The 15,439-nt window shown below is 36.4% G+C and carries 16 protein-coding genes, 1 pseudogene and 3 other annotated features; of the genes and pseudogenes, 11 read left to right on the forward strand and 6 right to left on the reverse strand.

The genetic code is table 11. The features are described 5' to 3' along the window. Positions 1-86 precede the first annotated feature (86 nt). On the reverse strand, positions 87-284 hold the full coding sequence (locus ACODS7_RS14355; RefSeq protein ID WP_000464454.1) for a DUF4177 domain-containing protein: 198 nt from the start codon (positions 282-284) through the stop codon (positions 87-89). A gap of 236 nt (positions 285-520) precedes the next feature. On the opposite strand from ACODS7_RS14355, the pseudogene ytxC reads away from it, so the two are divergent. The 7 genes and pseudogenes from ytxC (at position 521) to ACODS7_RS14390 (ending at position 7,239) form a co-directional block, all read left to right on the forward strand. After that, positions 521-1,401 (forward strand): annotated as a pseudogene (ytxC, locus tag ACODS7_RS14360) (putative sporulation protein YtxC). Positions 1,402-1,432: 31 nt separating this feature from the next. After that, positions 1,433-1,661, forward strand: a binding site (T-box leader). 47 nt (positions 1,662-1,708) lie between these two features. Next, positions 1,709-3,646, forward strand: coding sequence for a threonine--tRNA ligase (gene thrS, locus ACODS7_RS14365; RefSeq protein WP_000786077.1), 1,938 nt, complete (start codon positions 1,709-1,711; stop codon positions 3,644-3,646). Positions 3,647-3,856: 210 nt separating this feature from the next. Beyond that, positions 3,857-3,977, forward strand: a sequence feature (ribosomal protein L20 leader region). Positions 3,978-4,039: 62 nt separating this feature from the next. Next, positions 4,040-4,543 (forward strand): translation initiation factor IF-3, encoded by a 504-nt coding sequence (gene infC, locus ACODS7_RS14370; protein WP_000973215.1) that lies wholly within the window; start codon positions 4,040-4,042, stop codon positions 4,541-4,543. A 21-nt stretch (positions 4,544-4,564) separates the two neighbouring features. Further along, the gene (gene rpmI, locus ACODS7_RS14375; protein ID WP_001125945.1) at positions 4,565-4,765 is read left to right on the forward strand and encodes a 50S ribosomal protein L35; all 201 of its coding nucleotides are present in this window, start codon (positions 4,565-4,567) and stop codon (positions 4,763-4,765) included. A gap of 37 nt (positions 4,766-4,802) precedes the next feature. Then, positions 4,803-5,159, forward strand: a complete 357-nt coding sequence (gene rplT, locus ACODS7_RS14380; protein WP_001138362.1) for a 50S ribosomal protein L20 — start codon at positions 4,803-4,805, stop codon at positions 5,157-5,159. Between the two features lie 432 nt (positions 5,160-5,591). Continuing rightward, positions 5,592-6,083 (forward strand): dUTP diphosphatase, encoded by a 492-nt coding sequence (locus tag ACODS7_RS14385; protein WP_243168859.1) that lies wholly within the window; start codon positions 5,592-5,594, stop codon positions 6,081-6,083. A 70-nt stretch (positions 6,084-6,153) separates the two neighbouring features. Further along, positions 6,154-7,239 carry a M42 family metallopeptidase gene (locus ACODS7_RS14390; RefSeq protein ID WP_000163554.1) on the forward strand — a complete coding sequence of 362 codons (1,086 nt, stop codon included), beginning with the start codon at positions 6,154-6,156 and terminating at the stop codon, positions 7,237-7,239. Positions 7,240-7,279: 40 nt separating this feature from the next. On the opposite strand, the gene ACODS7_RS14395 is transcribed toward ACODS7_RS14390, so the two are convergent. After that, positions 7,280-7,897 (reverse strand): TetR/AcrR family transcriptional regulator, encoded by a 618-nt coding sequence (locus ACODS7_RS14395; protein ID WP_000023661.1) that lies wholly within the window; start codon positions 7,895-7,897, stop codon positions 7,280-7,282. Between the two features lie 296 nt (positions 7,898-8,193). Between ACODS7_RS14395 and ACODS7_RS14400 the strand changes: the two genes are divergently transcribed. Together ACODS7_RS14400 and ACODS7_RS14405 are read left to right on the forward strand one after the other, a co-directional pair. Further along, a complete protein-coding gene (locus ACODS7_RS14400; RefSeq protein WP_016080108.1) occupies positions 8,194-8,847 on the forward strand; it encodes an HlyD family secretion protein in 654 nt (217 codons plus the stop codon). 12 nt (positions 8,848-8,859) lie between these two features. Further along, positions 8,860-10,659, forward strand: coding sequence for a DHA2 family efflux MFS transporter permease subunit (locus ACODS7_RS14405; protein ID WP_016080109.1), 1,800 nt, complete (start codon positions 8,860-8,862; stop codon positions 10,657-10,659). 36 nt (positions 10,660-10,695) lie between these two features. On the opposite strand, the gene ACODS7_RS14410 is transcribed toward ACODS7_RS14405, so the two are convergent. The 4 genes from ACODS7_RS14410 to sspI form a co-directional block, all read right to left on the reverse strand. After that, a complete protein-coding gene (locus tag ACODS7_RS14410) occupies positions 10,696-11,067 on the reverse strand; it encodes a hypothetical protein (RefSeq protein WP_016080110.1) in 372 nt (123 codons plus the stop codon). A 186-nt stretch (positions 11,068-11,253) separates the two neighbouring features. Continuing rightward, positions 11,254-11,967: a CPBP family intramembrane glutamic endopeptidase gene (locus ACODS7_RS14415; protein ID WP_029443387.1), complete on the reverse strand. Its 714-nt coding sequence runs from the start codon at positions 11,965-11,967 to the stop codon at positions 11,254-11,256. A 290-nt stretch (positions 11,968-12,257) separates the two neighbouring features. Next, positions 12,258-12,815, reverse strand: coding sequence for an HD domain-containing protein (locus ACODS7_RS14420; protein WP_000554805.1), 558 nt, complete (start codon positions 12,813-12,815; stop codon positions 12,258-12,260). A gap of 176 nt (positions 12,816-12,991) precedes the next feature. Beyond that, entirely contained in the window at positions 12,992-13,201 is a 210-nt protein-coding gene (sspI, locus tag ACODS7_RS14425) for a small acid-soluble spore protein SspI (protein WP_000009509.1), read from the reverse strand. Between the two features lie 82 nt (positions 13,202-13,283). Here sspI and ACODS7_RS14430 point away from each other — a divergent pair, with 82 nt between their 5' ends. Together ACODS7_RS14430 and pheS are read left to right on the forward strand one after the other, a co-directional pair. After that, positions 13,284-14,081: a TrmH family RNA methyltransferase gene (locus ACODS7_RS14430; RefSeq protein ID WP_016080112.1), complete on the forward strand. Its 798-nt coding sequence runs from the start codon at positions 13,284-13,286 to the stop codon at positions 14,079-14,081. A gap of 48 nt (positions 14,082-14,129) precedes the next feature. Beyond that, positions 14,130-14,358, forward strand: a binding site (T-box leader). Positions 14,359-14,401: 43 nt separating this feature from the next. After that, positions 14,402-15,436 (forward strand): phenylalanine--tRNA ligase subunit alpha, encoded by a 1,035-nt coding sequence (gene pheS, locus ACODS7_RS14435; RefSeq protein ID WP_000388220.1) that lies wholly within the window; start codon positions 14,402-14,404, stop codon positions 15,434-15,436. The last annotated feature ends 3 nt before the right edge of the window (positions 15,437-15,439 follow it).

Raw genomic sequence — 15,439 nt, forward strand, 5'->3', positions numbered from 1 at the left:
GAATAACGTTTTTTGACACTTGGGGGTAGTCTTATTTCTTAAGTTGATGGGCATGGGGTCACTTCAGAGAAGCTTGCTCTTTTGTATTATAGTGATATTTTCTTTTCAAATATGAGATCGAAATATTCAGGTTGTCCAGAACTGCCAATCGTAGGGGCAACAATCTGTACGAACCTCCAGTCATCTCTAGCATGTTCTTGAATAATTTCTTGGTAGTCTTCAGCTAGTTTTGAGCGAGTGAGCCCCCAATGAAATTCGACTTTTACGAATTTATATTCAAACATTCAGATACCTCCCTTTAGTAATGAGTAAAGTATACAATAAAAAAATTCATAGTAGCTTGTATCATTTTTTTCTCCCTCCCTTAATATATATAAAATTAGCAAGCCATATTGAGTGGATTTTCTAACGATAGGAAATGTAATTCTACTAAGAGTGAACTTCACGCGGGACGGACTCTTATAGGATTTGTAACGTATAGATACAGTCCTTTAGAGCAGGGATAAAAGGGGGGACAAAAGTGATTGAAATTTGCTTCGAAGAAAAAAATGATGCTATGCACGTATATAGACAATTGCTGAAAAGAGCGGAAGTATTATATAAGGAAACGAGTGTGTATTTACAGGAACAAAAAGTGGTGATTCACATACCAGTACGTGAATCGAATTATATTGAAAAGATCTTATTGCCAGTAATGGTGTATTTCATTGTGAATGTGAAACAAAATGAGTGGATTTATACGATCTTAAAAGAAAAGTTTTTTTATGAAGAACAAGAAGAGTGTCATCAAATATTGCACATGGCACATGAGATTTTAAAGGGAAGAAGAAAAGGGGTAGCTCAGGATTTAACGCGTAACGCATTTGAGTCATATATTAAGTCTTCTTTAAATAATTGGCTTTGTGATCCGCTCTCATTCTCGTTTTCATCATATATCCGTTTTCGTCTTCGTACATATAGGGAAATGGTGGCTAAACTTGCGGAAGTGGCAATTGATGAGTATAAGATGGAACAAGAATACCAAATGTTTATTGAGACGCTTCGGCAACAAGTGAGTAGCCGTAAATCACGATTGTCCTGTGTGCATCTTGTTTTTGATGAAAGCTTTATCTTTTATGATGATAAAGGTAGACGTTTAAAACAGGAGAAGTTGGTCCAATATATAGATGAGGAATTATTAAAACAAAATGATGTATATATTGATACGAAAGTAATTGCGCCGCTTCTTTCTATTTCGCCAAAAAAGATTTATTTATATACGAAAGAACAAGACCATAATATGATTATTACTTTGCGAAATGTGTTTCAAGAACGGGTCCAATTACATGGATTACATGATTTTGAGCGCAATGTGAAAAATTTAAAAATAAAGGTAACGCCCTTGATTTTCTAAGTTTTTGAGCATATAATTACCTACATAAATGAAATATATTGAAATGTCATGATGAGGACATGAGTAGTTTTCTACGATTTTCAGAGAGGGAAGCCTTAGGGTGTGAGCTTCCTATTACGGGATTATTACTTACCACCTCTAAACTTTAGCAGTGAACGATTCTTTTAGTAATTGCTAACGGACAACACCGTTATGTTGAACTTGAGCAATTAACGATTATGTTAATTGGAACAAGGGTGGAACCACGAATTCAACACTCGTCCCTTTTTACGGGATGAGTGTTTTTTATTTTGAGAAAAAGAGGAGTGACCAGTGATGGCAGATGTAGTTAAAATTACTTTCCCTGATGGAGCTGTGAAGGAGTTTCCAAAAGGCGTAACAACTGAAGAAATCGCAGCTTCTATTAGCCCAGGCTTAAAGAAAAAAGCTGTGGCTGGAAAATTAAACGATGAGATGATTGATCTTGTTACACCAATCGAAGAAGATGGAGCAGTTTCTATTATTACATTAGATTCTGAAGATGGCTTATACATTTTACGCCATTCAACAGCCCACCTATTAGCACAAGCGTTAAAACGTTTATATAAAGATGTTAAGCTTGAACTTGGTATTGGTCCAGTAATCGAAAATGGCTTCTACTACGATATTGATATGGAAGAAGCAATTACAGTTGAAGACTTCAAGAAAATCGAAAAAGAAATGCAAAAAATCGTGAACGAGAACTTAGAAATCGTTCGTCACGAAGTACCACGTGCAGAAGCACTTCGTCGCTTTGAAGAAATTGGTGATGAGTTAAAATTAGATTTAATTAACGATCTTCCAGAGGATGCAGTTATTTCAATCTATGAGCAAGGCGAATTCTTCGACCTTTGCCGTGGTGTTCACCTTCCATCTACAGGGAAAATTAAAGTGTTTAAATTATTAAGCGTTGCAGGTGCTTACTGGCGCGGCGATAGCAATAATAAAATGTTACAACGTATTTACGGTACTGCATTCGTTAAGAAAGCAGAATTAGATGAGCACTTACGTATGCTTGAAGAAGCGAAAGAGCGCGATCACCGTAAATTAGGTAAAGAATTAAAACTATTTACTAATAGCCAAAAAGTAGGACAAGGTTTACCACTTTGGTTACCAAAGGGTGCAACAATTCGTCGTATTATCGAGCGTTACATCGTTGATAAAGAAGCAAGCTTAGGCTATGATCACGTATACACTCCAGTATTAGGAAGTAGAGAGTTATATGAAACTTCTGGTCACTGGAATCACTACCGTGATGGCATGTTCCCATCAATGGAAATGGATAATGAAGAATTAGTTCTTCGTCCAATGAACTGTCCTCACCATATGATGGTTTATAAAAATGATATTCACAGCTACCGTGAATTACCAATCCGTATTGCGGAACTTGGAACAATGCACCGTTATGAAATGTCAGGTGCGTTATCTGGATTACAACGTGTACGCGGAATGACTTTAAACGATGCGCACATTTTCGTTCGTCCAGATCAAATTAAAGAAGAGTTAAAACGTGTTGTAAACTTAACGCTAGAAGTGTACAAAGATTTCGGTTTAGAGAACTACTCATTCCGTCTATCTTATCGCGACCCAGCAGATACTAAAAAGTATTATGCGGATGATGAGATGTGGGAAAAAGCACAAGGTATGTTAAAAGAAGCTATGGATGAAATGGGTCTTGATTACTATGAAGCTGAAGGTGAAGCGGCATTCTACGGTCCAAAACTTGATGTTCAAGTCCGTACTGCTCTTGGAAAAGACGAAACACTTTCAACTGTACAATTAGACTTCTTACTTCCAGAACGCTTTGAATTAACTTATGTTGGCGAAGACGGTAAGCAACATCGTCCAGTTGTAATTCACCGTGGTGTTGTATCAACTATGGAACGCTTCGTAGCCTTCTTAATTGAAGAATACAAAGGTGCATTCCCAACTTGGTTAGCTCCAGTTCAAGTACAAGTAATTCCAGTTTCTCCGCAAGTACATTTAGACTATGCGAAGAAAGTACAAGACGAATTGCGTCGTGCGGGTATCCGTGTTGAATTAGACACTCGTGAAGAGAAGATCGGTTACAAAATCCGTGAAGCACAAATGCAAAAAATTCCGTACATGCTTGTAGTAGGTGACAATGAAGTAACTGAAAACGGCGTAAACGTACGTAAATATGGTGAACAAAAATCAGAAACAATCGCATTAGATGCTTTTGTTGACATGATTAAAGTAGAAGGAAAACGATAAGAAAAAGCCGCGGTATACCGCGGCTTTTTTATGTAATATACTTGAGGAGAATTGGAAAAAATAACCATGTACCACTTATCATAAAAAAGTATTGCAAGTATGTTAGTTGTTTGTTACAATATTTCTTGTTGTTAGTAAAACACATCGCGTCTTCTTGACAGACGTCATGTCCTATGATAAACTCATCAAGGATAATAGAATATTGTTTTGTGGAACAAGTAGAAGCACCCGCTTCTCACCTGATGGACGCATTCGCAGTTAGCAGGTAAATGTATTTCTTACTTAAGATTTTACAAGTGTGGGTGTCGTATGCCCGCACTTTTTTTGTCGGGTTCTATGACTACAAAATATGTTCTGAGAAAACCTTGGAGGTGGCTTACTATTAGCAAGGATATGATGATTAACGAGCAAATTCGTGCACGTGAAGTACGTTTAGTTGGCGCAAATGGCGATCAACTTGGAATCAAGTCTCGTAATGACGCTTTAGACTTAGCTGCAAATCTTAATCTTGATTTAGTATTAGTTGCTCCAAATGCGAAACCGCCAGTATGCCGCATTATGGACTACGGTAAATTCCGCTTTGAGCAACAGAAGAAAGAAAAAGAGCAGCGCAAAAATCAAAAAGTAATTAGCATGAAAGAAGTTCGTTTAAGTCCAACAATTGATGAACACGACTTTAACACAAAACTTCGTAATGCTATCAAGTTTTTAGAGAAAGGCGACAAGGTTAAAGCGTCAATTCGCTTTAAAGGACGTGCCATTACTCATAAAGAAATCGGTCAACGTGTTTTAGATCGCTTCTCAGAAGCTTGTGCTGAAGTTAGTACAGTTGAATCTAAGCCTAAAATGGAAGGACGCAGTATGTTCTTAGTTTTAGCACCGAAAAACGATAAGTAATAGATAGAGGAGGAAATACCTATGCCTAAACAAAAAACTCATCGCGGCGCTGCAAAGCGTTTCAAAAAGACTGGATCAGGTAAACTGAAACGTTCTCACGCTTACACAAGCCATTTATTCGCTAACAAATCTACAAAAGCTAAACGTAAACTACGTAAAGCTGGTGTAGTAAGCGCTGGTGACTTCAAACGCATTCGTCAAATGCTTGACAACTTAAAATAAGTTCGGCTGATATATAGAACAATTAGGAGGTAATATTATGCCAAGAGTAAAAGGTGGTACAGTTACTCGTCAACGTCGTAAAAAAGTTATAAAATTAGCAAAAGGTTACTACGGTTCAAAAAATACATTATTCAAGGTTGCTAACCAACAGGTTATGAAATCTCTAATGTATGCATTCCGTGACCGTCGTCAAAAGAAACGTGACTTCCGTAAATTATGGATCACACGTATCAACGCAGCAGCTCGTATGAATGGTCTTTCTTACAGCCGCTTAATGCACGGTTTAAAAAATGCTGGCATCGAAGTTAACCGCAAGATGCTTGCTGACTTAGCTGTTCATGACGAAAAAGCTTTCGCTGAATTAGCAACAGTTGCAAAAAACAACATTAACTAATTAATTAGTTGAAACCTTAGAAGAATTTTCTTCTAAGGTTTTTTGTTTGTATTCAGAGAGAAGTTTGAAGTTCTAAAGACTAACGGATGTGTTGTTATCGATATGACAAAATCAACATAAAAACTATAGTGATATAGAAGAATATATATATGAAGTCAGGAGAATCCTCCTGGCTTTTTTTAATTATGCACGTTTGGAAAGAAGAGTATCTTTCCTAGCCGAAACGACACTGCTATAATGGAAAGATGATATGGAACTTTCATCAGATGAACAATTTAAGAGCGATGACTGAAACGTATTTGCAAATTAAGGACAAGCTATTTTATAAAGAGGTAGATAGCTGACTTATTCATAAGAACTGAAACATAATAATGAACTTTGAGATGAAACAACATTGTTGCGTAACATGCGATGTTGGAGGAGGACAATAGAATGGACTTACTACAACTATTTAAATTACAAAAAGAATTAGATGACCGTATTGCAAAAGAACATGACTTACAACCGAAAAAATTGTTAAAAGAAAAAATGTTAGCTCTTCTTGTAGAAATTGGAGAACTTGCAAATGAAACACGTTGTTTTAAATATTGGAGCAACAAACCAGCTTCGGAACGTGAAGTAATATTAGAAGAATACGTAGATGGTTTGCATTTTATTTTATCAATCGGAATTGATTTAAGTATTGATAAAAACTTCCTATTCTATAAATGTGCACAAACGAATAAAACACAAGTGGAAATTTTCTTAGACACATATGCGAAAGTAATTCGTTTTACAGATCAACCATCTATTACAAACTATATTGAATTATTTACGAGCTATCTTCGACTTGGACAAGCACTTGAATTTGAGCAAGAAGAGATTGAAAAAGCATATTTAGATAAAAATGAAGTTAATCATCAGCGTCAAACACAAGGATACTAATTTAATTTTTGAATATTTCAATTTAATTATTGTATAATGAATTGACTGAAGAAAAAGGAGGGTGTTGGCAATGACAAAATTAGACGCGACATTGACAATGCTAAAAGAATTAACGGATGCACGTGGTATTGCTGGTAATGAACGTGAGCCACGTGAAGTAATGAAGAAATATATTGAGCCGTTTGCGGACGAACTTTCTACTGATAATTTAGGAAGTTTAGTTGCGAAAAAAGTAGGGGAAGAAAACGGCCCAAAAATTATGGTTGCAGGTCATTTAGATGAAGTTGGCTTTATGATTACGCAAATTGATGACAAAGGTTTCCTTCGTTTCCAAACGGTTGGTGGCTGGTGGTCACAAGTTATGCTTGCACAGCGCGTGACGATTGTAACGCGTAAAGGAGATGTAACAGGTGTAATTGGTTCAAAACCACCGCACATTTTACCTCCAGAAGCACGTAAAAAGCCAGTTGAAATTAAAGACATGTTCATCGATATTGGTGCTTCTAGCCAAGAAGAAGCGATGGAGTGGGGCGTACGACCAGGAGATCAAGTTGTACCTTATTTTGAATTCCAAGTGATGAAGAATGAAAAAATGTTACTTGCAAAAGCATGGGATAACCGAATCGGTTGTGCAATTGCAATTGACGTATTAAAACAATTAAAAGATGAAAAGCATCCAAACGTTGTATACGGCGTTGGAACTGTACAAGAAGAAGTTGGTCTTCGTGGCGCAAAAACATCTGCGAATTATATTAAACCAGATATCGCGTTCGCAGTAGATGTTGGTATCGCTGGAGATACACCGGGTGTAACGTCAAAAGAAGCGCAAAGTAAAATGGGCGATGGACCACAAATCATTTTATATGATGCTTCTGTTATTGGACATACAGGTTTACGTGATTTCGTAGTTGATGTTGCTGATGAATTACAAATCCCGTATCAATATGATTCAGTAGCCGGCGGGGGAACTGATGCGGGTGCGATTCACATTGCTGTAAACGGTATTCCTTCTATGGCAATTACAATTGCAACGCGCTATATCCATTCACATGCAGCAATGTTACACCGTGATGATTATGAAAATGCAGTAAAGTTAATTGTAGAAGTTATTAAACGTCTTGATAAGGATGCTGTACATAACATTACATTTAATTAATAGAAAAAGCGAAGGAGATTTTCCTTCGCTTTTTTGTGTTTTAAAAAGGTCGCTCTAATCCCGCTGCAGTATGAGCGCCTAAAATAATTAAACGAGTTAATTGCATCGCCATAAAATGCGGGGTATATATCATTCCTCTTTTTAACCATGACATAATCATTCCGATGTGAGCCCCTGTCACATAACTAATCAAAATATCACGAGGAACCATAAGATCTTCGTCATCTGGTTGTGAAATAGACAAGCTTAATGTTAAATGCACTTGTATCGTTTTCATCATTTTATAAGAATAGTTTCCGGCAGCCTTATCCCCAAGCATAACGTTATAGAAGTTCACGTTTTCTGCGATATGTTCGAATAAAGCCAAAAATGTAGGATGAGGTGAATCGAATGTAAGTTGAAAATCTTCTTTATTTCTATTTTTCGGTTTAATTACTTCTGCTAGCTTCTCTAACATTTCTTCAATACTTTTGTCTAATAGGTCATATTTATCATGGTAATGGCTATAAAATGTAGCGCGATTTACAGGAGCGCGTTCTGCGATATGTTGCACAGTTACATTTTCAAAGCCTTTTTCGCCTACTAAAGCGACAAAAGCATCCTGAATGAGTTGTCTCGTTCGCTTTACACGTGGATCATTTGTATTTTTAATAGACATTTTACTTCTCCTCGTTTAATTTTCTATACTTAAACAACATATTGGTATTATATTGTTGTTTAAGCAACATTTCATACGTAAATTGTCGGTTGTAGATTCAAAATAATTATTTATAATTATAAACGATAGTCCTTCAGAAATCAGCACCGCTCGCAGGTAGATAAGTTTCGATTTACGCTGCAGATGGTGTGATTTTTTTGTTAAAAGGTTAATATAATTAACAATTAAACAATCTAAACAATAAGGACATAAATAGTTTAGAAAAAAATTATATGCGATATAAGGAGAGGAATGCAATGAATCAGTTTCGAAGAATGGTAATTATCAACATTATCACATTAATTGTACTAGTTGGCGGCGGTATTGGCGGTTATTACTATTACAACCAAACGGAAAATTACTTAAAAACAGACAATGCAAAGATTGATGGAAAGGTAATTCCGGTTGCTTCGCCAGTAGCAGGTAAACTAACTGACTGGAAAGCTGAAGTAGGAAAAAATTATAATGAGAACGATAAATTAGGTGCTGTTACTGTAGCGGCAGCTAATGGAGAACAAACAGTAGATGTAACAATTCCACAAAATGCAACGGTTGTACAATCAAACGCAACAACAAATGCTTTCGTTGGAGCTGGTAGCCCGATTGCTTACGCATTCGATATGAACAATTTATGGGTAACAGCAAACATTGAAGAAACAGTGATTGATGATGTTCAAAAAGGTCAAACAGTAGATGTATATGTAGATGCATACCCAGATACAACGTTAACAGGGAAAGTAGAACAAGTTGGGTTAACAACAGCAAATACATTCTCAATGTTACCATCAAGTAATGCAACAGCGAACTATACGAAAGTAAAACAAGTTGTACCAGTTAAAATTTCTTTAGATCATAGTAAATCAGTAAATATTGTTCCTGGAATGAATGTGTCAGTTCGTATTCATAAGTAAGGGGGAGATGAGATGTCCTCAATTACAATTGTAGGATATGCACTATTTTGTATAATCGTCTTCTTCCTTGTAAATCGTCTTTTACGAAAGAAAAAAACGAACGTGGGAGAAGAACAAGTCCCAGCCGTAAGTAAAATAGAAGTAAGTAAGCTAGAAGCAGAAGAAAAAGAAAATGAACAAAAGCAAGAAGTAGAAATTTCTAATGTAGTTGAATTAGAAACAGGCAAGCAAGAAGAAGTAAAACAAGAAAAAGAAATGCCGAAAAAACAAACGTCTATGCCTATAGAGAATGTGAATGTAAAAGCAGTTGTAACAGTATTAATTCTCGGCATGTTCGTTTCTATTTTAAACCAAACAATCATTAACGTTGCATTGCCTCCGTTAATGAATGAATTTAACGTATCAACTTCAACGGCGCAATGGTTAATTACAGGATTTATGCTTGTAAATGGTATTTTAGTACCGATTAGTGCCTTTTTAGTTTCACGATTTACGTATCGTAAATTATTTGTAGCAGCAATGTTATTCTTCACTGTAGGGTCTATCATTTGTGCTATATCAGGAAACTTTACAATGATGATGACAGGTCGTATTATTCAAGCGGTCGGTGCAGGTATTTTAATGCCAGTTGGTATGAACATCTTTATGACGTTATTCCCGCCTCATAAGCGCGGAGCAGCGATGGGATTACTAGGTGTTGCAATGATTTTAGCGCCAGCTATTGGACCAACTGTAACAGGCTGGGTTATTGAAAACTATAGCTGGAATTTAATGTTCTATGCGATGTTTATTATCGGTTTAATTATTACGTTCCTATCTTTAAAATTCTTTACACTCGCTCAACCAGTGTCTAAAACGAAATTAGATGTATTTGGTGTAATTAGTTCAAGTATTGGACTAGGTAGCTTACTGTACGGATTTAGTGAGGCTGGAAATAATAGTTGGACTAGTGCAGAAGTTGTTATTTCACTTATCATTGGTGTAATTGGTTTAGCATTATTTATTTGGAGAGAGTTAACAACGGACAATAAAATGCTTGATTTACAAGTGTTTAAATACCCAGTATTTACTTTTACTTTAGTAATTAATGCAATCGTTACGATGGCATTATTCGGAGGTATGTTATTACTTCCAGTATATCTGCAAAATATTCGCGGCTTTACGCCAATTGAATCAGGTTTACTACTTCTTCCAGGATCATTAATTATGGGGATCATGGGACCAGTAGCGGGTAAATTATTCGATAAATATGGCATTCGTCCATTAGCGATAATTGGATTGGCAATTACGACCTATGCGACATATGAATTTACAAAATTATCGATGGATACACCGTATAGTGTTATTATGACGGATTATATTATACGTTCAATTGGTATGTCATTCATTATGATGCCAATTATGACAGCTGGTATGAACGCGCTACCGATGAAATTAATTTCTCACGGTACAGCAACGCAAAATACGTCAAGACAAGTAGCTGGTTCAATCGGAACAGCGATTTTAATCACACTTATGACGCAACAAACAACTGCTCACGTAGCAGATTACGGCAACATGTTAACAACTTCAAACCCAATATTAGTTGATAAAGTACACGGCATGGGTCAAAGCTTAGCTGCTTTAGCTGGATCAGCTCAAGCAGGAGATGCGATGAGCACACAACTATTATATGGACAAATTTCAAAGCTATCTGCAATTAACGGTATTAACGATGCCTTCTTAATTGCAACGATACTAGCAGGTATTGCTTGGGTGTTATCGTTCTTCTTACAATCAGGCAATAAACCAAATAGAAAAGCAGGGAATTAATTTCCCTGCTTTTTGTTTTCCTATAAAAGGATTCAATTAGATGTAGAATGAATCACCTGCAGACATGAGTTCCCAGAAAATAACCCCCAGTAGTCCCGCAATAAAAATAATAAATCCTATGTTGCGTATACTTTTAATTTTTGCTTGTAATCCACTTACTCCTGCCGATAATCCAGTTAAAGAAAACAATATCCAATATAAAGTAGTTGAAATAGGGAGGATTGTCTCGCTATTCACCCCCATGCTCCAAAAAACAAAAGGTAGCGTTACAAAGGAAAAGCTAAGTACCCCCATTAAACCAATAAATAATTTCCGATGTTTAATACTAGTAATAATTAAAAAAATACCACCGAAAAATCCGCATAAAACAAGAAGGGGCATATAAACAATCCAAAGGAAGCTAAACATATATAATCTCCTTTTATGTAATAAGCTATATTTTACTACGTAAGGTTTATTTTGGATATTATTAATGGATATATATAAATTGAAGGAAATGGGTAATAACGATATGGATTATCAAAAACGCTAACCGCAGAAGAGTTTGAAGTTATGAGAAAAGAGTAAAAAGAGGTATCGCGATGATACCTCTTTTCAACTCAAGAATGCCAACATGTTATTCATAATATGAAATAACATAGCTGGAATAATGGACTTTGTTTTTTTACATAAAATGGCCATTAATAATCCCATAAAGAAAGTAATTACCATTACCCCAAGTGAGTATGTATGAGCGATACCGAAGAAGAAACTTGTTACGATGGCTGCAATCCAAAATGGAAAGCGTTCTGAGAAGAAGCGAAGTATAAAACCACGGAAAATAAGTTCTTCAAAAATGGGTGTGAGTATTGCAAAGCTGAGAAGTAATAATATTTGATATTGCTTAAAGACGTCTAAGCTTAGTGCGGAAGATTGCTGCTTTGTTGCGTCTTGGAACACATAATTTAACAAGATGTAATTGAGTATGATGTTGATAACGAAGAAAAGAAGTAAGTATACGTATGTGCGCCATTCTTTCAGTGTTTTAAAGTTAAAAGATTTTAGTAGTAATTTTTTTGCGGGTTCGAATTTAAAAATGAAGAATAACAATACAGCTAGTTGTAATACGGTACTTGCAGTATTTGCAATAGATTCATATAGGGCAACTTGTTTTTTATCTGTAAGACCTGCTGTATAAATTGTTAATGGCATTGCGAGGAACACAGTAATAAGTCCGGTTCCGAAAAAAGCGAATAAAACGGAGCTAATAAATTGTCCCCATGACATAGAGTATTTCTGTTCATTAGAAAGCTGTGTAGCGGGTTGCATTTGTAAAATCACCTCTTTTATATTTATATATTTAATTATAAAGTAATTTGTTTTTGAATGTAACATTTAAATATTACATATAAAGTGAAACTTTAATCATTGGGGAGGTTCATCCCCCACTGATTATCAGCCCTCACCAATCGGGCTTTTACGGGCAGTTGATTCCCCACCTAACTTCCTCGTCTTTGCTGAATTTCGAGGTGGGGGTCTTACTGCCCGTTAATGCGGGATAAAGGTTTATTTTCCATAAAATAATAAAAGAGGTATCACCCTGTAGTGATGCCTCTTTCTCATTGATAACTATGTTCTGCCTTGTTATTCAATTTGGCTTGCTCTATTTGCAATTCACGCTCTACCAATCGATCTAATTGCTGAATAGCTTTAAGTGCTTTTTCATAAGAAATCGTTCTATAATGATGAGCTCCGCCTGGTTCTTCATCTGCTTCGTCTGCCCATTTAATAATGCTTTGAAGAGATGTTCTTTCAATTTCTTGTTCCACTAAGAAAGAATCTGTATGCAGAAGGATTGCGATAGAAATTTCTTTTGCTAGTTTTGGATGCTCTCCCAATCTAATAAGCAATTTATGTGCTCTTTCTGCGCCTTTAATTGCATGGATATCATTCTTTTTATATAAGTCATAGTCCCATTCGCCGCCTGTGTACCACGTATGATGTCCGATATCATGAAGGAAACCGGCCTTTGTCGCAGCATCGACTGAGGCGTGATGCTTTTTGGCTAGGTGAAACGCATGGTAAGCGACAGCGATCGCGTGGACCATTCCAGAACGGTTTACGTATTTTTGTGTAATGTGATGTTTAAAAACTTGTTCAAGCGTAATACGGTGCATAAAACATTCACTCCTTTTATCTAATGATGTATACGAAGAAAAATCGATCGGTTTAAATGTATTTTGAACATTGTACTCCATCATAGTTCGTTAGTAAAGTAGAAATGTTTAGGAGAAGAAAAATTTTTCCGTAAAAAAAATCACCTTTGCTTATGCGAAGGTGATTTTCAAATTGCTTATTTTTTTAATCCTTGCTCTAGTGTTTCTAACATTTCGTGCTTTTCATTTTCATCAGCGTTTTTCCAAATAACTTCAAATAAAACGCCAAGACCTGGAAGCATTTTTTCTTCACCGCTTTGAATTGCATCGACAATTGTTTCTTGTAATTGATCTTGTGAATTACCAGATACATTCGCTAATACGGCACCGCGTAAATTAAAACTCATTGCTTTCACCTCTTCTTCAGAATTGAAACTGACGTTAGTTTTTGTTCTTTTTTATGTAAATATGTATGAAAAATAGGCTATAATGATAAGACAAGAAGAGAGGGAAATACATATTATGAAAAACATTGATTCAGTACAAAATCCGCGTGTAAAGCAGTGGAAAAAGCTGCAAACGAAAAAAGAACGCGATAAAAAAGGTTTATTTTTTGTAGAAGGATTCCACTTAGTCGAGGAAGCTTTGAAGGCAGGAATTGTAACAGAACTTATCGTTTCAGATCAGACGGATCTTCCGAAAGATTGGACAGTTAATGATGTGGAAATGTATATCGTACCTGAGGCGATTGTAAAAGTACTTCGTGAAACAGAAACGACACAAGGTGTATTTGCTGTTTGTGAGAAGCATGAGAAAGAAGTAGCTCTTACTGATGGGAAATTCCTTTTATTAGATGGCCTGCAAGACCCAGGTAATTTAGGAACAATTATTCGTACAGCTGATGCAGCTGGTATTCACGCCGTTGTGCTTGGAGAAGGTTGTGTTGATGTTTACAATAGTAAAGTACTCCGCTCTACACAAGGTTCTATTTTCCACTTACCAATTGTAAAAGGGGACTTAGAAGAATGGGTAGACAAGTTAAAAGAAAATAACGTTCCTGTATATGGAACAGCTCTTGAAAATGGAGTTCCGTATGGTGAAGTAACTCCGGCCGGAAGTTTTGCATTAATTGTTGGAAATGAAGGAAATGGCGTACGCCAAGAAATTCTTGCAAAAACGGATCAAAACTTGTATATTCCGATTTACGGTGGGGCAGAATCATTAAATGTTGCGGTTGCAGCAGGGATTTTAACGTATTATTTGCAAAGCCCAGTTGCGAACAAATAAAAAACTTCTTATAATAAGTTGAAGTATATTATATTAAAAGTTAAATAACGAAAAACGTTGATAGAGAAGAGTAACTTACAAAATCGCCATATAGGGAGAGAATGCCTTAGACTGAAAGCATTCTTATGGTAGACGGAAGTGAATTCACCTCTGGAGTTGACGCCAGGACCATATATATGTAAAGGCGTTCCGGTCAGAATTGATCGTTATAACTAATGAGTGGGCAGACTTGTTCTGTCAATTTAGGGTGGTACCGCGAATTTACCTCGTCCCTTTTTGGGAGCGAGGTTTTTTTATTTTTAAAATTAGGAGGGTTCCAAATGGAAGCACGTTTAAAAGAGCTAAAGCAAAAAGCGTTAGAGCTTATTGAAGAAGCGAAAGAGCTAAAGGGCTTAAACGACGTACGCGTAGCGTATTTAGGGAAAAAAGGTCCAATTACAGAAGTATTACGCGGCATGGGAAAATTATCAGCAGAAGAGCGTCCGCGTATGGGAGCATTAGTAAATGAAGTACGTGAAGCGATTCAAACGCGTCTAGAAGACAAAATTGGTAACTTAGAAAAAGCAGTAATTGAAGCGAAATTAGCTACTGAAACAATTGATGTTACACTACCAGGTCGTCCTGTTGAAACAGGTTGTCACCATCCGTTAACAGCTGTTGTTGAACAAATTGAAGATGTATTCATCGGTATGGGTTATGAAGTAGCTGAAGGAACAGAAGTAGAAAAAGACTACTACAACTTCGAAGCACTAAACTTACCGAAAGATCACCCAGCACGTGACATGCAAGATACATTCTACATTACAGAAGAAACGTTACTACGTACACATACATCTTCTGTGCAAGCACGTACGATGGAAAATAATAAAGAAAAAGGCCCAATCAAAATTATCTGTCCTGGTAAAGTGTATCGCCGCGATGATGATGATGCGACGCATTCACATCAGTTCATGCAAATTGAAGGTCTTGTAATTGATAAAAACATTCGTATGAGTGACTTAAAAGGTACACTGCAAGTATTCGTGAAAAAGATGTTCGGTGAAGATCGTGAAATCCGTCTTCGTCCAAGTTTCTTCCCATTCACAGAGCCATCTGTAGAGATGGATATTTCTTGTATGATGTGTCACGGTAAAGGTTGCGGCACTTGTAAAGGAACTGGCTGGATTGAAATTTTAGGCGCAGGTATGGTTCACCCGAACGTACTTGAAATGGCTGGTTATGATTCAAAAGAATATCAAGGTTTCGCATTCGGTATGGGCGCAGAGCGTATCGCAATGTTGAAATACGGCGTAGATGACATTCGTCATTTCTATACAAATGATGTACGTTTCTTACAACAATTCAAACGAGCGTAAGGG

The organism is Bacillus sp. FG16 (genome assembly GCF_057809515.1).

Bases quoted from the DNA above. Each gene is read 5' to 3' on its own strand.
- infC (WP_000973215.1), top strand. From the start codon at position 4,040: ATGATGATTAACGAGCAAATTCGTGCACGTGAAGTACGTTTAGTTGGC.
- ACODS7_RS14400 (WP_016080108.1), top strand. From the start codon at position 8,194: ATGAATCAGTTTCGAAGAATGGTAATTATCAACATTATCACATTAATT.
- ACODS7_RS14405 (WP_016080109.1), top strand. From the start codon at position 8,860: ATGTCCTCAATTACAATTGTAGGATATGCACTATTTTGTATAATCGTC.
- ACODS7_RS14415 (WP_029443387.1), bottom strand. From the start codon at position 11,967: ATGCAACCCGCTACACAGCTTTCTAATGAACAGAAATACTCTATGTCA.
- thrS (WP_000786077.1), top strand. From the start codon at position 1,709: ATGGCAGATGTAGTTAAAATTACTTTCCCTGATGGAGCTGTGAAGGAG.
- ACODS7_RS14385 (WP_243168859.1), top strand. From the start codon at position 5,592: ATGGACTTACTACAACTATTTAAATTACAAAAAGAATTAGATGACCGT.
- pheS (WP_000388220.1), top strand. From the start codon at position 14,402: ATGGAAGCACGTTTAAAAGAGCTAAAGCAAAAAGCGTTAGAGCTTATT.
- rpmI (WP_001125945.1), top strand. From the start codon at position 4,565: ATGCCTAAACAAAAAACTCATCGCGGCGCTGCAAAGCGTTTCAAAAAG.
- ACODS7_RS14410 (WP_016080110.1), bottom strand. From the start codon at position 11,067: ATGTTTAGCTTCCTTTGGATTGTTTATATGCCCCTTCTTGTTTTATGC.
- ACODS7_RS14430 (WP_016080112.1), top strand. From the start codon at position 13,284: ATGATAAGACAAGAAGAGAGGGAAATACATATTATGAAAAACATTGAT.
- ACODS7_RS14395 (WP_000023661.1), bottom strand. From the start codon at position 7,897: ATGTCTATTAAAAATACAAATGATCCACGTGTAAAGCGAACGAGACAA.
- ACODS7_RS14420 (WP_000554805.1), bottom strand. From the start codon at position 12,815: ATGCACCGTATTACGCTTGAACAAGTTTTTAAACATCACATTACACAA.
- sspI (WP_000009509.1), bottom strand. From the start codon at position 13,201: ATGAGTTTTAATTTACGCGGTGCCGTATTAGCGAATGTATCTGGTAAT.
- rplT (WP_001138362.1), top strand. From the start codon at position 4,803: ATGCCAAGAGTAAAAGGTGGTACAGTTACTCGTCAACGTCGTAAAAAA.
- ACODS7_RS14355 (WP_000464454.1), bottom strand. From the start codon at position 284: ATGTTTGAATATAAATTCGTAAAAGTCGAATTTCATTGGGGGCTCACT.
- ACODS7_RS14390 (WP_000163554.1), top strand. From the start codon at position 6,154: ATGACAAAATTAGACGCGACATTGACAATGCTAAAAGAATTAACGGAT.